Here is an 18,734-nt window from a genome sequence, read left to right as displayed (position 1 = left end):
GAAAAATAATTGATGACATAGAATAGAAAACGCAGAGGTGTTTAACTTGAAAATATCAACTAAAGGCAGATATGGTCTGACGATCATGATCGAATTAGCCAAAAAACATGGCGAAGGCCCTACATCATTAAAATCAATCGCTCAAAACAATGATTTGTCTGAGCATTATTTAGAGCAGCTTGTATCACCACTCCGCAATGCCCGTCTTGTAAAAAGTATCCGCGGTGCGTATGGCGGCTATGTTCTTGCACATGAACCAAACGAGATCACAGCAGGTGATATTATTCGTGTATTAGAAGGACCAATTAGTCCTGTTGAAGTCATCGAAAACGAAGAACCAGCAAAGCGTGAACTATGGATTCGTATTCGTGATGCAGTAAAAGACGTACTAGACAATACAACTCTTGAAGACTTGGCAAGCTACACAGATGACGGGGATCAAGACTCGTATATGTTCTATATTTAGATCAGAGGTGTACCGGAAATGGAACGAATCTATTTAGATCATGCAGCCACAACGCCGATGGATCAGCGTATTGTGGACAAGATGATGCCGTACTTTACAGAGATATTTGGCAATCCCTCTAGTATTCATTCATATGGGCGCGAGGCAAGAAAGTGGCTCGATGAAGCAAGAGAAGTCATTGCAAGAGAATTACACTGTAAACCACAGGAGATCATCCTCACAAGCGGTGGAACTGAGGCGGACAACCTGGCGATCACAGGTGTTGCCATGGCAAGACAGCATGAAGGAAAACATATCATCACAGTGAAAACAGAGCATCATGCGGTGCTGCATACATGTGAACGCCTAGAGAAGCTAGGATTTGAAGTGACGTATTTAGATGTGGACGAAACGGGATTGATTCATCTTGATCAATTAAAACAAGCATTGAGAGATGATACGATTCTTGTGACCGTCATGTACGGCAATAATGAAACAGGTGTGATTCAGCCAATCAAAGCCATTGGCGAACTTCTATATGATCACACTGCTCATTTTCATACAGACGCAGTACAGGCGTTTGGCACAGTGCCTATTGATGTAGCAGATCTCCATATTGATCTTTTATCTGCTTCTGGCCATAAGCTGAACGGTCCGATGGGAACAGGCTTTTTATATGTAAACGAAGGCGTGAAACTTTCTCCGCAAATATTCGGAGGGGAACAAGAAAGAAAGCGCCGTGCTGGCACTGAAAATGTGGCAGGAATTGTTGGACTTGCAGAAGCTGTTCAATTAACGAAGCAAAATAGAAGAGAAAAATCGATGCATTATGGTAAGCTCAAAGAAACTATGCTGCAAGTATTCGAAGAGGAATCTCTTAATTTCTCTATCAATGGACATCCGAAAGAGACATTGCCGCACATTTTAAATGTTCATTTCCCGGGCGTCTCCATTGAATCGCTGCTTGTGAATTTAGATATGGAAGGAATTGCTGTTTCAAGCGGATCGGCATGTACGGCTGGATCTGTCCTTCCTTCGCACGTGTTAAGCGCCATGTATGGCGAAGAAGCAAAAGAGCTGACATCCTCAGTCAGAATAAGCTTCGGTCTTGGGAATGAAGAGGATCATGTGAAGCAGGCGGCACGTAAGATAGCAGCTGTTGTCAAACGCCTAGCCAAATAAATGCTTCCTTTTGTTCGTGTGTGAAAAATGAAACAGCGAAGCACCTGAAGAACGAAACGCGTATGTTGTTTCATTGAAATTGGAGTTGATGAAGATGACAAAAAGACCAGAAGATACAAGAGTTGTGGTCGGTATGTCCGGAGGAGTCGATTCATCAGTTGCCGCTCTTATGCTAAAGGAGCAAGGCTATGATGTCATCGGCATATTTATGAAAAACTGGGATGACACTGATGAAAATGGTGTTTGCACAGCAACGGAAGATTATGAGGATGTCATCCGCGTGTGTAACCAAATTGGAATCCCATATTATGCAGTGAATTTCGAGAAGCAATATTGGGACAAAGTGTTTCAATATTTCCTTGATGAATATAAAGCGGGCAGAACGCCAAACCCAGATGTCATGTGTAACAAAGAAATTAAGTTCAAGGCATTCCTTGAGCATGCATTGTCACTTGGTGCGGATTATTTGGCAACAGGACACTATGCCCGTGTTGATAGAACTGGTGATGAAGTCAAAATGCTGCGAGGTCTTGATGCAAACAAAGACCAAACGTATTTCTTAAATCAGCTGACACAGGAACAACTTGATAAAGTCATGTTCCCAATCGGTGATTTAGAGAAAAAAAGGGTTCGTGAATTGGCAAAAGAAGCAGAGCTCGCAACAGCAACGAAAAAAGATTCAACAGGTATCTGCTTTATTGGAGAAAGAAACTTTAAAACGTTCCTCAGTCAATATTTGCCTGCACAGCCTGGTGTGATGCAGACAATGGACGGAGAAGTAAAAGGGGAACACGATGGACTGATGTATTACACGATCGGTCAGCGCCAAGGACTTGGCATTGGCGGCAGTGGTGATCCTTGGTTTGTCGTTGGGAAAGACTTGGAGAAAAACATCTTGTTTGTTGAACAAGGCTTCCACAATCCACTTTTATACTCTGAAAGCATTTCAGCTGTTAATATCAGCTGGACTCGTCCTCATATTGTCGGGGAAAACGGTGAATTAACGTGCACAGCAAAATTCAGATACCGTCAAGAAGATCACCATGTGAAGGTCAAAATGACAGGTGAGCAAGAAGCAATGGTTATCTTTGATGAGCCTGTTCGTGCTGTTACTCCGGGACAAGCGGTTGTTTTTTATGATGGTGACGAATGTCTTGGCGGCGGTACAATTGACGATGTCTTCAAAGATGGTCAAAAGCTGTCGTATGTGTAGTATGTTTTCAAAACCTCAACGTCGCTGTTGAGGTTTTTTAATGAAAGGATGAGAGAGCGAATGAATCATAACGAAATCGGCATAGAAGCCTTGAATCAAGGGAATATCGAAAAAGCAGCTGAAGCTTTTACAAAAGCGATCGAAGAAAGCCCGAAGGATCCGGTTCCATATATTAACTTTGCGAACTTACTTTCAAGTATCAATGAATTTGAACGTGCTTTAAACTTTTTTCAAAAAGCAATTGAACTTGATCACACTGCTGCCGCAGCCTATTACGGGGCAGGAAATGTGTATACATTAAAAGAAGACTTTATGAAAGCGAAAGATTATTTTGAACAAGCACTAAAAGCGGGCATGGAAAATAGTGATTTGTTTTATATGCTTGGGCAGACGCTCATCAAATTAGAGCAGCCAAAGCTTGCGATGCCGTATCTTCAGCGTGCCGTTGAACTAAACGAAGAAGATAATGAAGCTAGATTCCAATTTGGCATGTGCTTAGCCAATGAACACATGCTGGAAGAAGCGGTGACAACTTTTACTGAAGTCATCACGCGTGATCCGCAGCATGCAGACGCCTTTTATAATTTAGGGGTTGCGTATGCGTACTTAGAGAAAAAAGACGAAGCGCTTGAGATGCTGGGTAAAGCCATTGACGTGCAGCCTGACCATATGCTTGCACTACATGCGCAAAAGCTGATTCAAGAAGCAGAATAGATGGAAGGAGGGAAGACCTGTGCAGGAACATCCAGATCAAATGAAGCTTGAGGACGAACCGTTTTTAAAGGGGACCATTCAAGCCGTTATTTTCCATAATGAAAGTAATTTATACTCGGTGTTAAAGGTGAAAGTCATTGAAACATCGGAAAACTTAGAGGAAAAAACAGCATCTGTCACAGGCTACTTCCCCGCACTTCATGAGGAGGAAACCTACACCTTTTATGGCAAAGTCACAAGCCATCCGAAATTTGGTGAACAGTTTCAGGCCACTCATTTTCAAAAGGAAGTACCGACAACGAAGCAAGGAATCATACATTATCTCTCAAGTGATTTATTTGAGGGGATAGGAAAAAAGACGGCGGAAGAAATTGTGGGACAGCTTGGCAATCAGACGCTTCATAAAATTATGCGTGACCCAGCTGTTTTGTACGATGTACCGCGCTTATCCAAAAAGAAGGCGGATAAGCTGGCCGCAGCGCTTCAGGAACATCAAGGACTGGAACAAATCATGATCAGCCTGAATCAATATGGCTTTGGTCCGCAGCTCAGCATGAAGATTTACCAAGTGTACGAGAGTGAAACGCTGCAAAAGATCGAGGAAAATCCGTATCAGCTTGTTAAGGATGTTGAGGGGATCGGATTTATTAAGGCGGATGAGCTCGGCGCTAGAACAGGCATCTCAGGTAATGATCCAGAGCGGATTCGCGCAGCCTTGCTATATACAGTGGAGACAGCCAGTCTACAGGACGGTCATACGTACATACAAACGAAAGATTTGATCGTCGAAACCCGCAAGTTGCTCAACCAAACAGGCAATGATTACAAAGTGACTGAAATGGATGTTGCCAATCAGATCATTGCACTTGGCGAAGGAAAAGAAATGATCATTGAAGATGACCGCTGCTATCATCCATCCTTATTTTACGCGGAGCAAAGTGTTGCCAAACGCATTCAAAAAATCGTCTCCCAAACAGAATACGCGGATCAATTTCCTGAATCAGAATTCCTGCTTGCACTTGGTGAGCTGGAGGAGCGGTTAGGCGTCCAGTATGCACCGACTCAAAAGGAAGCGATTCAAAAGGCACTCATGTCCCCGATGCTACTTTTAACAGGTGGACCTGGTACAGGGAAGACGACGGTCATTAAAGGAATTGTTGAGCTTTACAGTGATCTTCACGGTGTATCTCTTGATCCGAGTGATTATAAAAAGGATGAATCCTTCCCATTTGTACTTGCGGCACCAACTGGCCGGGCAGCTAAACGGATGACAGAATCAACAGGGCTTCCAGCTGTCACCATTCATCGGCTATTAGGCTGGAACGGATCAGAAGGCTTCTCACATGATGAGGAACAGCCGATTGAAGGAAAGCTTGTCATCATTGATGAATCTAGTATGCTGGATATTTGGCTGGCAAATCATTTGTTTAAAGCGATTCCTGATCATATCCAAGTCATTATGGTAGGGGATGAACATCAGCTTCCGTCTGTAGGACCAGGTCAAGTTTTACGGGATTTGCTTGCCTCAAAAGCTGTGCCGGCTGTTACTCTGACAGATATTTACCGGCAGGCAGACGGCTCAACTATTGTTGAACTTGCCCATGATATGAAAAATGGTGTGCTGCCAAAGGATATTACTGCACGCTCAAAGGATCGGTCCTTCATTCAATGTTCAGCTGATCAAATGAAAGAAGTCATTGAGAAAGTCGTCAGCAATGCTGCTCAAAAAGGGTTTTCGGCAAAGGACATTCAAGTGCTCGCACCAATGTATAAAGGAAAAGCAGGCATCAATGAGCTCAACAAAATGCTGCAGCACATTTTGAATCCTAAAAAACCAAAAGGCAGAGAAATCCCATTTGGTGATGTGGTGTACCGGACAGGTGACAAAGTGCTTCAGCTTGTGAATCAGCCGGAGAACAATATTTTTAACGGTGATATCGGCGAAATTGTCTCGATTTTTTATGCAAAAGAAAATACAGAAAAAGAAGACATGGCCGTGATCTCTTTTGATGGAAATGAAATCACCTTTACGAAAAAGGATTTTCATCAATTTACTCATGCCTATTGCTGCTCCATCCACAAATCACAAGGCAGTGAATTCCCCATTGTTGTGCTGCCAGTTGTGAGGAGCTATTACCGAATGCTTCGGCGTAATTTGCTGTACACAGCGATTACACGAAGTAAAAAGTTTTTAATACTGTGCGGCGAGGAATCAGCGCTGGAGTGGGGCGTGAAAAACAATGAGGATTCCCTCAGACAAACGTCCTTAACGATGCGGCTTGTGCAAACCGAACAAATTATGGATGCAGAACTTGAAGCGCTCCAAAAAGAGCTTCCGTTTAGCGTACATGACGCAAATATTGGCATGGAGGGAATCACTCCGTTTGATTTTATGCATGAGTAGAAGGCTTCCATACGGAAGCCTTAGCGTGTAGACAAACCCTTGCATTCGTTGTCGATCCTGCGCTCCGGTGCTCACGAATGTCAAATTCGCTCCGCTCCGATGCTCGTCTTTCCTAGACTGCAAAGGTTTTCTATCACGCTGAAAAGAAGACAAAGGGCTAAAATCAAGATCATTTTAGCCCTTTGTCAACAATCTGAGGCTTCCATACGGAAGCCTTTTAGCGCGGAAAGAACTTCTTCCATTCCGTTCATGGAAGCCATTTCTTCGTATGAGTCATGAAGCAAACGCACACGATAAGACTGTTCCGCAAAAGGTGGTTGAGCACATTTTGAGAACATGCCGAGAACTTGAAGGAATGACGATCTATTCAGATGAGCTGTCCCAATCGCTTGGTTCCATAAAAGATATTTGCTTTTTAGCCGGAGGCAGCTGCGGAGGGTATGTGTTAGAGGGGAAAAAGAAAGACTGTGCACTCATTCCATTCTCTGGATTTGATCAGCTTACAGACAAAGGTTTATATGTGAGCTGCCAGGAGGGAGTAGGCATGGATTCCTCTGCTCCATTCTTGTTATTTTCGAAATTAAAAAAGAAAATGATGCAGTCGCCTGATGGTGAAAATTTAGGCATTTTGGAAGATGTATACTTTTGTACAAATTCGGGCACAATCGTAGCATATGAACTCTCGGACGGCTTCTTTACAGAGCTATCAGGGATTCGGAAACAGCTGCAGGCTGCCGGAACCTTGATGAACGTTCAAAAAGAAGCACTGGTTCTAAACCGAACGTAAAGAGGTGCTGATTATGCTCATTTGCCCAAATTGCAAATGTAAAGACATCGGAAAAATTGGGGTCAATCAATATTATTGCTGGGGCTGTTTTATTGAATTGACGCTGACAAAAGGCAAAATATCGACACACCAAGTGGAGGAAGACGGGACACTAAGCAGCTTAGATGATCTGTTTAGTGACGATGAACGTTCAATTCAACTATAAGTGTTAAGGGGGAATTTCGAATGGGCAAAATGACTTCTTCACTATTAACGCTTGGTGCAGGTGCACTTGCATATCACTTTGCAAGCCGATATGATATGCCATCAAAGCGGGATATGAAAAAGCTAAAAAAACGTGTTATGAGAATGATGTAAACAAAAGGGCTAAAATGATCTTCATTTTAGCCCTTTGTTTTTTTTAGACCGGGGCATAGGGTTTGTCTATAAGCTGAGGTGTTACGCTTGCCTGTATTCTAATCGTCTTGCAAGAATGGATAAGCTGAAATTGACGACAAAATACATCATAGCTGCCAATAGGAAAATCGGCAGTAAATAGGATTGGCTTTGACCGTTTAATATTTGAGCGTGATGTAATAATTCTGGAAGCGCAATGACAACGGCAAGTGACGTATCTTTTAAAAGAGATATGAATTGACTGACAATTGGCGGCATCATTCTGCGCAGGGCCTGCGGCATAATAATCATTTTCAATGTTTGAATATAGGTTAAACCAGAAGACCTGGCTGCTTCGATCTGGCCCTTATCAATTGATTTAAGGCCGCTCCGAATAATTTCTGACAGCATCGCGGATTCAAACACGGTTAAAGCTGCAATGGCAGAGGCTGTGATGCTTAGCTTGATGCCGATTTCAGGCAATGCAAAATACGTGAAAAAGATGATCAGTAAAAGCGGCAGGTTCCGAATGATTTCTACAACAACCGCAAGCACTTTTGATAAAACCGGGATTTGAGCGAACCGCAATGTGCCGACGACTAATCCAATGATAAAGCTCAAAATGATGGAGATAAAAGCCACTTTTAAGGTGACAGCAAATCCTTCAAGTAAAAAGGCGAGATGATCAGGCTGGTAGGCACCTATAAAATCCAAGATAATTCCTCCTCTCTAGTGGCTTCTTGCTAATCTTCTTTCTAAATAACCAACGCCTAGACTAAGCGGAATGGTTAATAGCAGATAGAACATGGCAACAAATATGTAGACATCAAACGTCACAAATGTTCTAGATGCAATAAGGTCACCTTGATACATGAGATCAAACCCTGCAATGACACCTAAAATCGAGGAGTTTTTGACAAGGTTAATAAATTGATTCCCAAGAGGGGGAATGACGATTTTAATCGCCTGAGGCAAAATGATATACCGCATCGTCCCGCCATATGACAGACCTGAAGCGCGGGCTGCTTCCATTTGTCCAAGCGGTACAGCTTGTATCCCTGCACGAATGGCTTCAGCAATAAAGGCAGACGTATAAATGGCAAGGGCGATCGTTCCAGCAGTAAAGCCATCTGCTACAATACCTAGCACGGGTAAACCAAAGAAGAAAACAAAGGTGATCAATAATAACGGAATATTCCGAATAAATTCCACATAAGCCGTTCCGAACCAGTTGAGCGGCCTAAATGGCGCAATTCTCATAATGGCAATGAGTGTACCGATCAAAAAGCTTCCAATCAGAGCAATGACACTTGCACCAAGGGTATATTTAAAGCCTTCTAAATAAAGATGGAAATTTTCAGTGAGAATGGAAAACCGCAGCAATCAGTTCACTTCCTTCCTGATCAACAGGGGAGCCATTGAGCGGCTCACCTGAGGCATTGATGTTAACCAATCAAATGTTATTCTTTGATCCATTTTTTAAGAATTTTGTCATATTCACCATTGTCTTTTAACGTTTTTAAGGCTTTATTGATCGCATCAGTTAATTCTTGATTCCCTTTTTTCACAGCAATGCCATAAGGCTCATCTGTAAAGGTGCCGCCGACCACTTCATAATTTGAATCTTCATCTGCCATACCAAATAAGATCGCATTATCAGTTGTCAGCACTTGCCCTTGGTTTGATTTTAATGCTGTAAAAGCCTCCTGATAGTTCTCAAATTCTAATACGGATACTTCAGGTGCTTTCTCACGGATATTTTGAGAAGAAGTAGATCCTTTCACGGCCAGCACCTTCGTTCCTTTTTTAAGATCATCAATGGACTGAATGTCGCTTCCTTTTTTCACAAGCAGTGATTGTCCTGCTTCAAAGTAAACATCTGAGAAATTGACTTCTTTTTTACGCTCTTCTGTAATTGTCATGGTGGCTACAATCGCATGGATATCTCCTTTTTGAAGCAAGGGAATTCTTGTTTTAGATGTCACTTCCTTAAATTCTGCTTTTCCTTCATCGCCGAGTATTTCCTTTGTGATGGCTTTTGCAATATCAATATCAAATCCTTCAATATCACCGCTGCTCGGATTTTTTAGACCGAATAGCCGTGTGTCATTTTTTACACCGAAAATGATTTTTTTGTCTTTCTTAATGGTTTCTAATGAGCTTCCTTGTTTTGCATCAGTTGAGCCTTTTTCTGTAGATCCGCAAGCAGCCAAAGCGGCGATGCAGCAAGTCATAAAGAGCAGCAGGCCAAAGCGTTTCATTTTTTTCATTAAACCATTCCCCCTAGTGATTTAAAATACGGCTTAAAAATAATTGAGCACGTTTCTCTTGCGGTTTTTCATAAAATGCAGCCGGTGTTGATTCTTCAAGAATTCTGCCCTCATCAATAAAGACAATGCGGTCGGCCACTTCACGGGCAAAGCCCATCTCATGCGTGACAACAACCATGGTCATGCCTTCACGGGCCAGCTGCTTCATCACATCTAATACCTCGCCGATCATCTCTGGATCAAGTGCAGATGTCGGTTCGTCAAAAAGCATCACCTCTGGTTTCATCGCAAGCCCTCTTGCAATGGCAACGCGCTGCTGCTGTCCGCCTGAGAGTCGTGAAGGGTAGGTGTCTGCTTTTTCAGGAATGCCGACTTTATTTAAATAAAATTCAGCTGTTTCCTTTGCTTCTTCCTTGCTCACTTTTTTGACCTTCATCGGCGCAAGCATAATGTTTTCAAGCACCGTCTTATGCGGATAGAGGTGAAAATGCTGAAAGACCATTCCGATATTTTGCCTGACAAGATTGATGTTGGTCTTCGGATGCTGAACAGACACTTGGTTGACGAGAACTTTTCCCGCATCAATGCTTTCAAGACGATTGATACACCTGAGCATCGTGCTTTTACCAGATCCTGAAGGACCGATGATCACAACAACCTCCCCTTTTTGAATATGTAGGTTAATGTCCTTAAGTACATGGAACTGGCCATAATGCTTGTTGACTTCTTCGAATGTGATCATGAAGAACCTCCTCTTATGTTTCATTGGCTAAAGCTAAAGTGGATTCTAGCACAACTTGTGTAAAAAGAAGTAAATGATGGAATATTTTCTGACGAGATTTTACAGCAAATAGTGACTTTGGATGGAGTTGTATGTTTCATGTGTATTCATTTTTAACAAAGTTAGGACAAATTTTATTTACGTGGATAATTGCAGAAGATGGTTAAACAATAAGAAAAGAGGTGAAAAAGGTGAAGAAACGTCCGATCCAATTTCTGATATATGCTGCAGGGATCCTGCTTGTCCTTGCATCCTTGCTCATTTTACTGCAGCTCGACGAGTTATGGATGCCTGTTTTTTTATTGCTGAAGGCGGTTCTCATTCCGCTTCTCATCGCCATTTTTATTTCTTATCTGCTTTATCCGATTGTGGAAAGACTTCATGCACGAGGGCTGCCGAGAACAGTCAGTCTCTTACTCATCTATGTCCTGTTTTTTGGCGGGATTGGGTTTGCGGTTTATAAAGGAGCGCCTGTGATGATCGCACAGTTAAATGAGCTGTCAGAACAAATTCCTGTCCTCGCCGAAACTTATAATGGCGCTTTATCACATATTCATCGTCATACGAGCCACTGGCCTGACGGACTTCACGACCGCTTAGACCGCTTCATTGTTCAATCGGAGACATATGCAGCCAATAGTGCTGAGCGGATGATTCTTAGCTGTAAGGTTTTATTTGATTACGCATTAGTCGCAGCACTCATTCCTTTTCTTGTTTTTTATATGGTGAAGGATATGAACACGATGAAGCGGGCGGCATGGTATTTAACGCCGCCATCATTTAGAAAGAGGGGAAAAGCTTTTGTCAAAGCAGTGGATGAATCGCTTGGTGATTATATTCGAGGGCAGTTGCTTGTTTGTTCTTTAATCGGGGGTGCAGCAGCCATTGTGCTCTGGCTTTTTCATATCCCGTATCCGCTTGTTCTTGGGATGCTGATAGGGGCAACGAACGTGATTCCTTATTTTGGACCGATTATTGGCGCAGTTCCTGCCATCTTTATTGCGTTTACCATCTCGGTGAAATCGGTCATCATTGTACTGATCACAGTAGCGGTGCTGCAATTTTTAGAGAGTAATGTCCTCAGCCCAATCATTGTAGGGCGAAGTCTTCATATGCATCCTGTCGTCATTATGCTTGTCTTGCTTGCAGGAGGAGAGCTGTTTGGCTTAATTGGGATGATTTTAGCCGTACCAGCAGCTGCAATTATCAGGGTGATCATTGTGCAATATATCCTGATGAGACGAAGCGTTCATTGACAAGACGAGCCGAGTTGTCTATAATAATTTCGATTCATACATATTGAAATTCAATGACGGACCCGAGTACGTTAAAAAGCTGTTGCAGAGAGAGGCTTTATTTGCTGAGAAAAGCCTTATCAGACCTTTAACGGAAGCTAGTCCCGAGTGCAGATAAACACTGCCGCTCTCTTCCGGCGTTATCGGATGTGAAGGTGATAGACGAATTTGTCTATAATCAGGGTGGTACCGCGAGAACATCTCGTCCCTGTGTAAGTCGTTTTGTGCTTGCATAGGGCGGGATGTTTTTTCGTTTGTGTGGAGATTGATGAATGATAAGGGAGGATTTTTGAATGAAAACTTTAACTTCAGCTCAAGTACGTCAAATGTTTTTAGACTTCTTTAAAGAAAAAGGACATGCTGTAGAACCGAGTGCGTCTCTTGTACCGCATGACGATCCGACACTTTTATGGATCAACAGTGGTGTGGCAACATTAAAAAAATACTTTGATGGCCGCGTCGTACCTGAAAATCCGCGTATTTGCAACGCGCAAAAATCGATTCGTACAAATGATATTGAAAATGTAGGGAAGACAGCACGCCATCACACGTTCTTTGAAATGCTTGGCAACTTCTCTATTGGTAACTATTTTAAAGAAGAGGCCATTGAATGGGCGTGGGAATTCCTCACAAGTGACGAGTGGATTGGCTTTGATCCGAATTTGTTATCTGTGACAGTCCACCCAGAGGATGAAGAAGCGTATATCCTTTGGAGAGATAAAATTGGTGTGCCTGAAGAACGTATTATCCGTCTGGAAGGCAACTTCTGGGATATTGGCGAGGGCCCAAGCGGACCGAATACAGAAATTTTCTATGACCGCGGTGAATCATACGGTCACGACATGAACGATCCAGAATTATATCCAGGCGGGGAAAACGAGCGTTATTTAGAAGTATGGAACCTTGTGTTCTCTGAATTCAACCATAATCCAGATGGGTCATACACACCACTGCCGAAGAAAAACATTGATACAGGGATGGGTCTTGAACGAATGGTATCTGTCATTCAAAATGTGCCGACGAACTTCGATACAGACCTATTCATGCCAATTATTCGCGCAGTCGAAACGATCTCTGGAGAAAGCTATGGCGAAACAAAGGAAAAGGATACAGCATTCAAAGTGATTGCTGACCACATCCGGACAGTTGCCTTTGCTGTAAGTGACGGAGCGCTTCCTTCCAATGAAGGCCGCGGATATGTATTAAGACGTTTGCTGCGCCGCGCTGTGCGTTATGCAAAAACGATCCATATCCACCGTCCGTTTATGTATGATTTAGTGCCAGTTGTTGCTGAAATCATGAAAGACTTCTACCCAGATGTACAAGCAAAAGAAGAATTTATTGCGAAAGTCATCAAAAACGAAGAAGAACGTTTCCACGAAACACTGAACGAAGGGTTAGCCATTTTGTCAGAAGTAATCAAAAAAGAAAGAGACAAAGGCAGCTCAAAAATTTCAGGTGAAGATGTATTTAAGCTGTATGATACGTATGGATTCCCTGTCGAGCTAACAGAAGAATACGCAGAAGATGAGAACATGACAGTTGATGGAGAAGGCTTCCAAGCGGAAATGGAGAAGCAGCGTGAACGAGCAAGAAATGCGAGACAAGATGTCGGCAGTATGCAGGTTCAAGGGGGCGCTCTAGGCGATATTAAAGTAGAAAGCACCTTCGTTGGCTATGAAAATCTAACAGCAGATGCCCGTATCATTGAATTGCTTCAAAATGGTGAAATTGTCTCGGAAGCACATGAAGGAGACACGGTGCAAATCTTGTTAGATGAAACTCCATTCTATGCGGAAAGCGGCGGACAAGTAGCGGATAAAGGGACACTAAAAAGTGCAGAAGCCATCATTGAGATCAAAGATGTGAAAAAAGCGCCAAACGGTCAGCATGTCCATGAAGGAGTCGTCGTAAGCGGTACGGCTCAAAAAGGTCTCGAAGTCACTGCAGAAGTGGAATCAGCTCTTCGAAAAGGTATTGTGAAAAACCATACAGCGACACACCTTCTGCATCAGGCGCTAAAAGATGTATTAGGCAGCCACGTGAACCAAGCAGGGTCATTGGTGAATGAAAACAGACTTCGTTTTGATTTCTCTCACTTTGGACAAGTGACGAAAGAAGAATTGTCTCAAATTGAAAAAATCGTGAACGAAAAGATTTGGGAAGGCATTTCGGTTGCGATTGACCTGAAGCCAATTGCTGAAGCAAAAGAAATGGGCGCAATGGCGCTGTTTGGCGAAAAGTATGGCGATATTGTCCGCGTAGTCCAAGTCGGCGATTACAGCATCGAGCTATGCGGCGGCTGTCACGTGCAAAACACTGCGGAAATCGGTTTGTTTAAAATTGCGTCTGAGTCGGGTATTGGTGCTGGAACACGCCGTATTGAAGCTGTGACTGGTCAAGGTGCCTATGAAGAATTAAATGACCAGCTGGCGATTTTAGAACAGGCAGCAAATGAGCTGAAGTCAAATACGAAGGACGTTCCAAAACGAATCGCTTCATTACAGGCGGATTTAAAAGAGGTTCAAAGAGAAAACGAATCTCTTCTTGCGAAATTAAGCCAAGCAGAAGCAGGCTCTATTTTAGAGAAAGTGACTGAAATTGGCGGAGTAAAAGTATTAACTGAAAAAGTAAATGCTAAAGACATGAACCATTTAAGAACAATGGTTGATGACTTGAAAGCTAAATTAGGATCAGCTGTCATCGTCCTGGGAGCCGTTCAAAACGGAAAAGTAAACATTTCAGCAGGAGTGACAAAAGACGTGATCGAAAAAGGTCTGCATGCAGGGAAGCTTGTGAAGCAGGCAGCTGAAATCTGCGGCGGAGGCGGAGGCGGACGTCCAGATATGGCACAAGCAGGCGGAAAACAACCAGAAAAACTTGAAGAAGCACTGGCATCTGTCGAAGAATCTGTCAAATCCGTTTTATAATCAGGCGATGTAGTGTAGAATAATGGTATTAGATGAGCGGTTAGAAAAAAGCTTGCTAGTAGAATGTTGGAAGAGAGGTGCAAGAAGCAGTGAGTTCATTTGATAAGACAATGAAGTTTAACTTCTCTGATGATTCAGCTGAAACCAATGTGAATGAAGTGCTCATTACAGTTCATGACGCACTCCAAGAAAAAGGATACAACCCGATCAATCAAATTGTCGGATACTTGCTGTCAGGCGACCCTGCTTATATTCCAAGACATCAGGATGCACGCAACCTAATTCGTAAACTAGAACGAGACGAATTAATTGAGGAATTGGTTAAATCGTACTTAGAGACACATAAAGAGGCGTAAAACATGAGAATTTTAGGCTTAGATTTAGGCACGAAAACCCTTGGTGTTGCGATCAGTGATGAAATGGGATGGACAGCGCAAGGGATTGAAACAATTAAAATTGATGAAGCAGGCGGAGACTTTGGTCTCAGCCGCCTGTCTGAGATTGTTGCAGAATATGGAGCGGATAAAATTGTACTTGGCTTTCCAAAAAATATGAACGGCACGGTCGGTCCTAGAGGCGAAGCCAGCCAATCATTTGCGAAAGTGCTAGAAAACACGTACAATGTTCCTGTTGTGCTTTGGGACGAGCGTCTGTCAACAATGGCAGCGGAAAAAATGCTCATCTCTGCAGATGTGAGCAGACAAAAGCGTAAAAAAGTCATTGATAAAATGGCGGCTGTTATGATCCTGCAAGGATATTTAGACAGCTTAAATTAAAATGAGGTGAATCAAATGGAACACGGAGAAAAGCAAATTACAATCGTTGATGATAATGGAAATGAACAGCTTTGCGAAGTACTATTTACTTTTGAAAGCGACCATTTTAACAAATCTTATGTTCTTTACTACCCAATTTCTGAGCAAGACAATGAGGAAATTGAAATTCATGCATCAAGCTTCACACCGAACGAAGACGGTGAAGATGGCGAGCTAGAGCCGATTGAAACGGATGAAGAGTGGGACATGATTGAAGAAACGTTAAACACGTTCTTAGATCAAGAAGACGAAGAATAGAACGAATAAAAGGCCTGTGAACAGATCTTCTTGATCTTTCTTCACAGGTCTTTTTTTACGATCATTATGTTAACTTAAATTTATTTCATGTTGACATAATGAACTGTACCTTTTACTCTATTTTTAACAATAAATTGAGTGAGGGGCATGAATATTGAGAATTCAAGATATGATGCAAATAGCGTTAATGACAGCGGTTATCGGGATGTTAGGCTTGATCCCGCCGATTTTACTGACATTTACACCTGTACCGATTACATTGCAAACCGCAGGTCTTTTGCTTGCTGGGGGGCTGTTAAAGCCAAAGCAAGCACTGATCAGTTTATGTCTTTTTCTTTTGGTTGTGGCAGCAGGCGCACCTCTTTTGTCAGGTGGGAGAGGCGGGATAGGGGTCTTTTTTGGTCCAAGTGGTGGTTTTCTTCTTGCTTATCCTGTTGCTGCCTTCATGATCAGCTTATGGGTGAACCGGCTGAAAAAAGTAACCGCACTGCGTCTTTTTGTGATCTATGCGGTTTGCAGTATTGTGATTTTGTATATGAGCGGTATTCCTTTTCAAGCCATGATGATGCATATTAAGGTGTCGCAGGCGGCTTTCCTTAGTTTGATTTATCTTCCAGGTGATCTCATCAAAGCGGGAATGTGCGCTTTCTTTACGGTCAAAATCATACAGGCCATGTCATATCGAAAAAGGGATCTGCATAAAGGGAGGCGTGCAGTTTGAACAGAATAACGGAAAGCTATGCAGTACATGCAGAAATGAAACGAGATCAGATTGCCATCATAGATGAGCAAGAAAGCATTACATATGAAGATTGGTATGAACGTGTGCAGAGATCGGCACAGTGGTTACAAGGAACGGCTCATCAGCAAAAAAGAATCGCTTTTTTATTATCAAATGGTGCTTCTTTTCTTCAAATATTTGCGGGCGCTGCTTGTGCAGGGTGGACAGCCGTTCCGCTTGATCCGAGATGGAGTCATCAAGAATGTGTAGAAAAGCTCTTGTTAAGTGAGGCGGATCTCGCCATTATAGAGGATCGATTGATGAAAAGATTTGAACAGGGAAGCGTGGACATGCCGATTCTTTCTTTATCTGAATGGAAGGAAAGAATGAGCCTTCTCACAGACATCAATCCTTGTAACAACTGCGATACCGAGAAGGATCCTGTCTTTTATATGGGATTTACGTCAGGTTCAACAGGCTCACCGAAAGCCTTTATTAGACGTCAGCAATCATGGATCGAGAGCTTTCGAATGACAGCTGCTTCATTTGGAATCACTCATCAAGATCATGCTCTTATATTAGGTACACTCTTATCCTCTCACTTTTTATATGGTGCTATCAGTACATTATACTTTGGCGGCACAGTGACGCTTTTAGAAAAATTTGTGCCAGGAAAAGCGAAGCAAGCCTTAGAGACAGGTGATATCACCGTGATGTATACTGTCCCAACAATGACAGAAACGTTACTGCAAATCGATGCTTTTAAAGGAGACAATCCGCTTCTTGTCATGTCATCGGGAGCAGATTGGAGCATCTCGTCAAAAGAACAGCTCGTCTCCAACTATCCACATATCACTTTTTTTGATTTTTATGGTACATCAGAGTTAAGTTTTGTCTCTTACTTGTCTTCAAATGACTTTCTGCAAAAACCTTCTTCTGTTGGACGGCCTTTCTCCTCCATTCAAGTAGAAGTAAGGCGGCCCGATCAATCTGTCTGTCAGCCAAATGAAACAGGGAGGATTTATGTAAAGAGCCCAATGACTTTTTCAGGTTACTTACATGAGGAGAAACCGCCGCAGGAGTGGCTGACAGTTTACGATATGGGATGGCTGGATGAAGACGGTTATCTGTATATGAGCGGTCGTGAGAATGGCATGATCGTCTATGGAGGTCTGAATATTTTCCCAGAGGAAATTGAGCGTGTGCTAAATGAACAGCCAGAGGTGAAGCGGTCGATTGTGGTGGGCGTTCCTGACCCATATTGGGGTGAAATCCCTGTTGCCATACTGGAGCAAGTGCAGCAAATAAAGGTGGTTCGACAAGCTGTTAAAGAAAAGCTTGCGGCCTACAAGGTACCAAAAAAATGGCTTATGATTGATCAAATGATTGAAACATCCGGCGGAAAAATTGCCCGCGTGAGCATGAAAAGGTGGGCGGAGGAGCAATTGTCATGCAAGCGATGATCGTACAAGCAAAACGAACACCCTTCGGTGACAAAAATGGGATGCTGAAAGATTATCGCCCAGAGCAATTAGCCGCTCCCCTTATTCGGCATTTGTCTCAGAACATGACACCAGATGACGTCATATTAGGCAATGTCGTCGGAGGCGGTGGAAATATGGCCCGTCTGTCCTCATTAGAAGCAGGGCTTCCTTTACACGTTCCCGGTATGACGATTGACAGGCAATGTGCCTCTGGTCTTGAAGCGATCCGAACAGCTTGCATCATGGTTCAATCGGGGGAGGGCTCGATGTATATCGCTGGCGGGACTGAGAGCATTTCCAGATCACCAATGAAAGAAAGAGCCCGCTTTTCACCGGAGTGGATAGGAGATCCACATATGGGAGAAGCAGCAGAGCTGACCGCGTCGGCATTTTCTGTTACAAGAAAAGAACAAGATGACTATGCCCTTTTAAGCTGGGAAAGGAGTTTAGCCGCATTTAAACATGGTACATATGCAGAAGAAATCGTTTCGGTAGACGGGCTGAGTATAGATCAAGCAGCTGCTAAAATAAGACCAATGACAAAGCTGATCAAGCGGGCAAAACCTGTATTTTTGCCGGGGAAAGGAACTGTGACCACCGCCAATAGCTGTAAGGAAGCAGACGGAGCAGCTGCTGTCGCTGTGATGGAAAGATCGTTAGCGGAAGCAAGTGGATGTAAGGCGATGCTGCGGTATGCCGGAAGTGCTGTGACAGCGATACATCCTCATTTTCCAGCTGCTTCACCGATTGATGCGATCAAGAAACTTTTACATCAAGAGAACATCAAGGCAGAGGAAGTGGCGCTTTTTGAAATCAATGAAGCATTTGCGCTGAAAGCAGCACTTATTGCCCGCATGCTGGGGATACCATATGACCGGATCAATAGAAGAGGCGGTGCACTATGCCTTGGGCATCCATACAGCGCGTCAGGAGCTGCTATGATGGTGAGATTATTTTATGAAGCGCACACCTTACCGAATGGAAGCTATGTCATGGCTGCTATTGGAAGCGGTGGCGGTGTTGGTTTAGCCGTTTTGTGGCAAGTTTTGTCATGACATGC

20 protein-coding genes and 1 other annotated feature are annotated in these 18,734 nt (G+C 43.2%); of the genes, 16 read left to right on the top strand and 4 right to left on the bottom strand.

What is annotated here, in order from left to right; translation table 11 throughout:
- Positions 1–46 precede the first annotated feature (46 nt).
- The 8 genes from cymR (at position 47) to OIT90_RS08095 (ending at position 7,102) form a co-directional block, all read left to right on the top strand.
- On the top strand, positions 47–466 hold the full coding sequence (gene cymR / locus OIT90_RS08130; RefSeq protein ID WP_024423125.1) for a cysteine metabolism transcriptional regulator CymR: 420 nt from the start codon (positions 47–49) through the stop codon (positions 464–466).
- Between the two features lie 18 nt (positions 467–484).
- Positions 485–1,627 (top strand): cysteine desulfurase family protein, encoded by a 1,143-nt coding sequence (locus tag OIT90_RS08125; RefSeq protein WP_474892429.1) that lies wholly within the window; start codon positions 485–487, stop codon positions 1,625–1,627.
- 94 nt (positions 1,628–1,721) lie between these two features.
- Positions 1,722–2,840, top strand: a complete 1,119-nt coding sequence (mnmA, locus tag OIT90_RS08120) for a tRNA 2-thiouridine(34) synthase MnmA (protein ID WP_039180282.1) — start codon at positions 1,722–1,724, stop codon at positions 2,838–2,840.
- A 60-nt stretch (positions 2,841–2,900) separates the two neighbouring features.
- A complete protein-coding gene (locus OIT90_RS08115; protein WP_025092425.1) occupies positions 2,901–3,554 on the top strand; it encodes a tetratricopeptide repeat protein in 654 nt (217 codons plus the stop codon).
- A 19-nt stretch (positions 3,555–3,573) separates the two neighbouring features.
- Complete coding sequence (gene recD2 / locus OIT90_RS08110; RefSeq protein ID WP_024423121.1) at positions 3,574–5,958, top strand: SF1B family DNA helicase RecD2; 2,385 nt, start codon at positions 3,574–3,576, stop codon at positions 5,956–5,958.
- Positions 5,959–6,226: 268 nt separating this feature from the next.
- Positions 6,227–6,745 (top strand): PRC-barrel domain-containing protein, encoded by a 519-nt coding sequence (locus OIT90_RS08105; protein WP_052196552.1) that lies wholly within the window; start codon positions 6,227–6,229, stop codon positions 6,743–6,745.
- Positions 6,746–6,758: 13 nt separating this feature from the next.
- The gene (locus OIT90_RS08100; RefSeq protein WP_211062958.1) at positions 6,759–6,950 is read left to right on the top strand and encodes a hypothetical protein; all 192 of its coding nucleotides are present in this window, start codon (positions 6,759–6,761) and stop codon (positions 6,948–6,950) included.
- Positions 6,951–6,970: 20 nt separating this feature from the next.
- Positions 6,971–7,102 carry a YrzQ family protein gene (locus OIT90_RS08095; protein WP_064497881.1) on the top strand — a complete coding sequence of 44 codons (132 nt, stop codon included), beginning with the start codon at positions 6,971–6,973 and terminating at the stop codon, positions 7,100–7,102.
- An 81-nt stretch (positions 7,103–7,183) separates the two neighbouring features.
- Here the strand turns inward: OIT90_RS08095 and OIT90_RS08090 are convergent, their stop codons facing one another.
- The 4 genes from OIT90_RS08090 to OIT90_RS08075 form a co-directional block, all read right to left on the bottom strand.
- On the bottom strand, positions 7,184–7,834 hold the full coding sequence (locus tag OIT90_RS08090; RefSeq protein ID WP_474892428.1) for an amino acid ABC transporter permease: 651 nt from the start codon (positions 7,832–7,834) through the stop codon (positions 7,184–7,186).
- 15 nt (positions 7,835–7,849) lie between these two features.
- Complete coding sequence (locus tag OIT90_RS08085) at positions 7,850–8,503, bottom strand: amino acid ABC transporter permease (RefSeq protein WP_218677136.1); 654 nt, start codon at positions 8,501–8,503, stop codon at positions 7,850–7,852.
- Positions 8,504–8,580: 77 nt separating this feature from the next.
- Positions 8,581–9,390 (bottom strand): transporter substrate-binding domain-containing protein, encoded by an 810-nt coding sequence (locus OIT90_RS08080; protein ID WP_474892427.1) that lies wholly within the window; start codon positions 9,388–9,390, stop codon positions 8,581–8,583.
- A gap of 13 nt (positions 9,391–9,403) precedes the next feature.
- Positions 9,404–10,132, bottom strand: coding sequence for an amino acid ABC transporter ATP-binding protein (locus OIT90_RS08075; RefSeq protein WP_024423116.1), 729 nt, complete (start codon positions 10,130–10,132; stop codon positions 9,404–9,406).
- A 230-nt stretch (positions 10,133–10,362) separates the two neighbouring features.
- Here OIT90_RS08075 and OIT90_RS08070 point away from each other — a divergent pair, with 230 nt between their 5' ends.
- The 8 genes from OIT90_RS08070 (at position 10,363) to OIT90_RS08035 (ending at position 18,729) form a co-directional block, all read left to right on the top strand.
- On the top strand, positions 10,363–11,427 hold the full coding sequence (locus OIT90_RS08070) for an AI-2E family transporter (protein WP_058839007.1): 1,065 nt from the start codon (positions 10,363–10,365) through the stop codon (positions 11,425–11,427).
- A 44-nt stretch (positions 11,428–11,471) separates the two neighbouring features.
- Positions 11,472–11,679, top strand: a binding site (T-box leader).
- Positions 11,680–11,759: 80 nt separating this feature from the next.
- Entirely contained in the window at positions 11,760–14,396 is a 2,637-nt protein-coding gene (gene alaS, locus OIT90_RS08065) for an alanine--tRNA ligase (protein WP_474892426.1), read from the top strand.
- A gap of 89 nt (positions 14,397–14,485) precedes the next feature.
- Positions 14,486–14,752 (top strand): IreB family regulatory phosphoprotein, encoded by a 267-nt coding sequence (locus OIT90_RS08060; RefSeq protein WP_008358522.1) that lies wholly within the window; start codon positions 14,486–14,488, stop codon positions 14,750–14,752.
- Between the two features lie 3 nt (positions 14,753–14,755).
- The gene (ruvX, locus tag OIT90_RS08055; RefSeq protein WP_034279935.1) at positions 14,756–15,172 is read left to right on the top strand and encodes a Holliday junction resolvase RuvX; all 417 of its coding nucleotides are present in this window, start codon (positions 14,756–14,758) and stop codon (positions 15,170–15,172) included.
- 15 nt (positions 15,173–15,187) lie between these two features.
- Positions 15,188–15,469, top strand: coding sequence for a DUF1292 domain-containing protein (locus OIT90_RS08050; RefSeq protein WP_024423112.1), 282 nt, complete (start codon positions 15,188–15,190; stop codon positions 15,467–15,469).
- 154 nt (positions 15,470–15,623) lie between these two features.
- Positions 15,624–16,190: a biotin transporter BioY gene (locus tag OIT90_RS08045; RefSeq protein ID WP_106025814.1), complete on the top strand. Its 567-nt coding sequence runs from the start codon at positions 15,624–15,626 to the stop codon at positions 16,188–16,190.
- Positions 16,187–17,653 carry an acyl-CoA synthetase gene (locus OIT90_RS08040; protein ID WP_144491371.1) on the top strand — a complete coding sequence of 489 codons (1,467 nt, stop codon included), beginning with the start codon at positions 16,187–16,189 and terminating at the stop codon, positions 17,651–17,653. The genes OIT90_RS08045 and OIT90_RS08040 overlap by 4 nt, the downstream gene beginning before the upstream one ends.
- On the top strand, positions 17,641–18,729 hold the full coding sequence (locus OIT90_RS08035; RefSeq protein WP_106025816.1) for an acetyl-CoA C-acyltransferase: 1,089 nt from the start codon (positions 17,641–17,643) through the stop codon (positions 18,727–18,729). Before OIT90_RS08040 ends, OIT90_RS08035 begins: the two co-directional genes overlap by 13 nt.
- Positions 18,730–18,734 lie beyond the last annotated feature (5 nt).

The organism is Bacillus sp. ABR (assembly GCF_056172715.1).
This window is presented reverse-complemented; position numbering and strand designations above follow the sequence as displayed.

Excerpts from the sequence above, each read along its gene's own strand:
- OIT90_RS08125 (WP_474892429.1), top strand. The coding sequence starts at position 485 with ATGGAACGAATCTATTTAGATCATGCAGCCACAACGCCGATGGATCAG.
- mnmA (WP_039180282.1), top strand. The coding sequence starts at position 1,722 with ATGACAAAAAGACCAGAAGATACAAGAGTTGTGGTCGGTATGTCCGGA.
- OIT90_RS08115 (WP_025092425.1), top strand. The coding sequence starts at position 2,901 with ATGAATCATAACGAAATCGGCATAGAAGCCTTGAATCAAGGGAATATC.
- OIT90_RS08105 (WP_052196552.1), top strand. The coding sequence starts at position 6,227 with ATGAGTCATGAAGCAAACGCACACGATAAGACTGTTCCGCAAAAGGTG.
- OIT90_RS08100 (WP_211062958.1), top strand. The coding sequence starts at position 6,759 with ATGCTCATTTGCCCAAATTGCAAATGTAAAGACATCGGAAAAATTGGG.
- OIT90_RS08095 (WP_064497881.1), top strand. The coding sequence starts at position 6,971 with ATGGGCAAAATGACTTCTTCACTATTAACGCTTGGTGCAGGTGCACTT.
- OIT90_RS08080 (WP_474892427.1), bottom strand. The coding sequence starts at position 9,390 with ATGAAAAAAATGAAACGCTTTGGCCTGCTGCTCTTTATGACTTGCTGC.
- OIT90_RS08075 (WP_024423116.1), bottom strand. The coding sequence starts at position 10,132 with ATGATCACATTCGAAGAAGTCAACAAGCATTATGGCCAGTTCCATGTA.
- alaS (WP_474892426.1), top strand. The coding sequence starts at position 11,760 with ATGAAAACTTTAACTTCAGCTCAAGTACGTCAAATGTTTTTAGACTTC.
- ruvX (WP_034279935.1), top strand. The coding sequence starts at position 14,756 with ATGAGAATTTTAGGCTTAGATTTAGGCACGAAAACCCTTGGTGTTGCG.
- OIT90_RS08050 (WP_024423112.1), top strand. The coding sequence starts at position 15,188 with ATGGAACACGGAGAAAAGCAAATTACAATCGTTGATGATAATGGAAAT.
- OIT90_RS08035 (WP_106025816.1), top strand. The coding sequence starts at position 17,641 with ATGCAAGCGATGATCGTACAAGCAAAACGAACACCCTTCGGTGACAAA.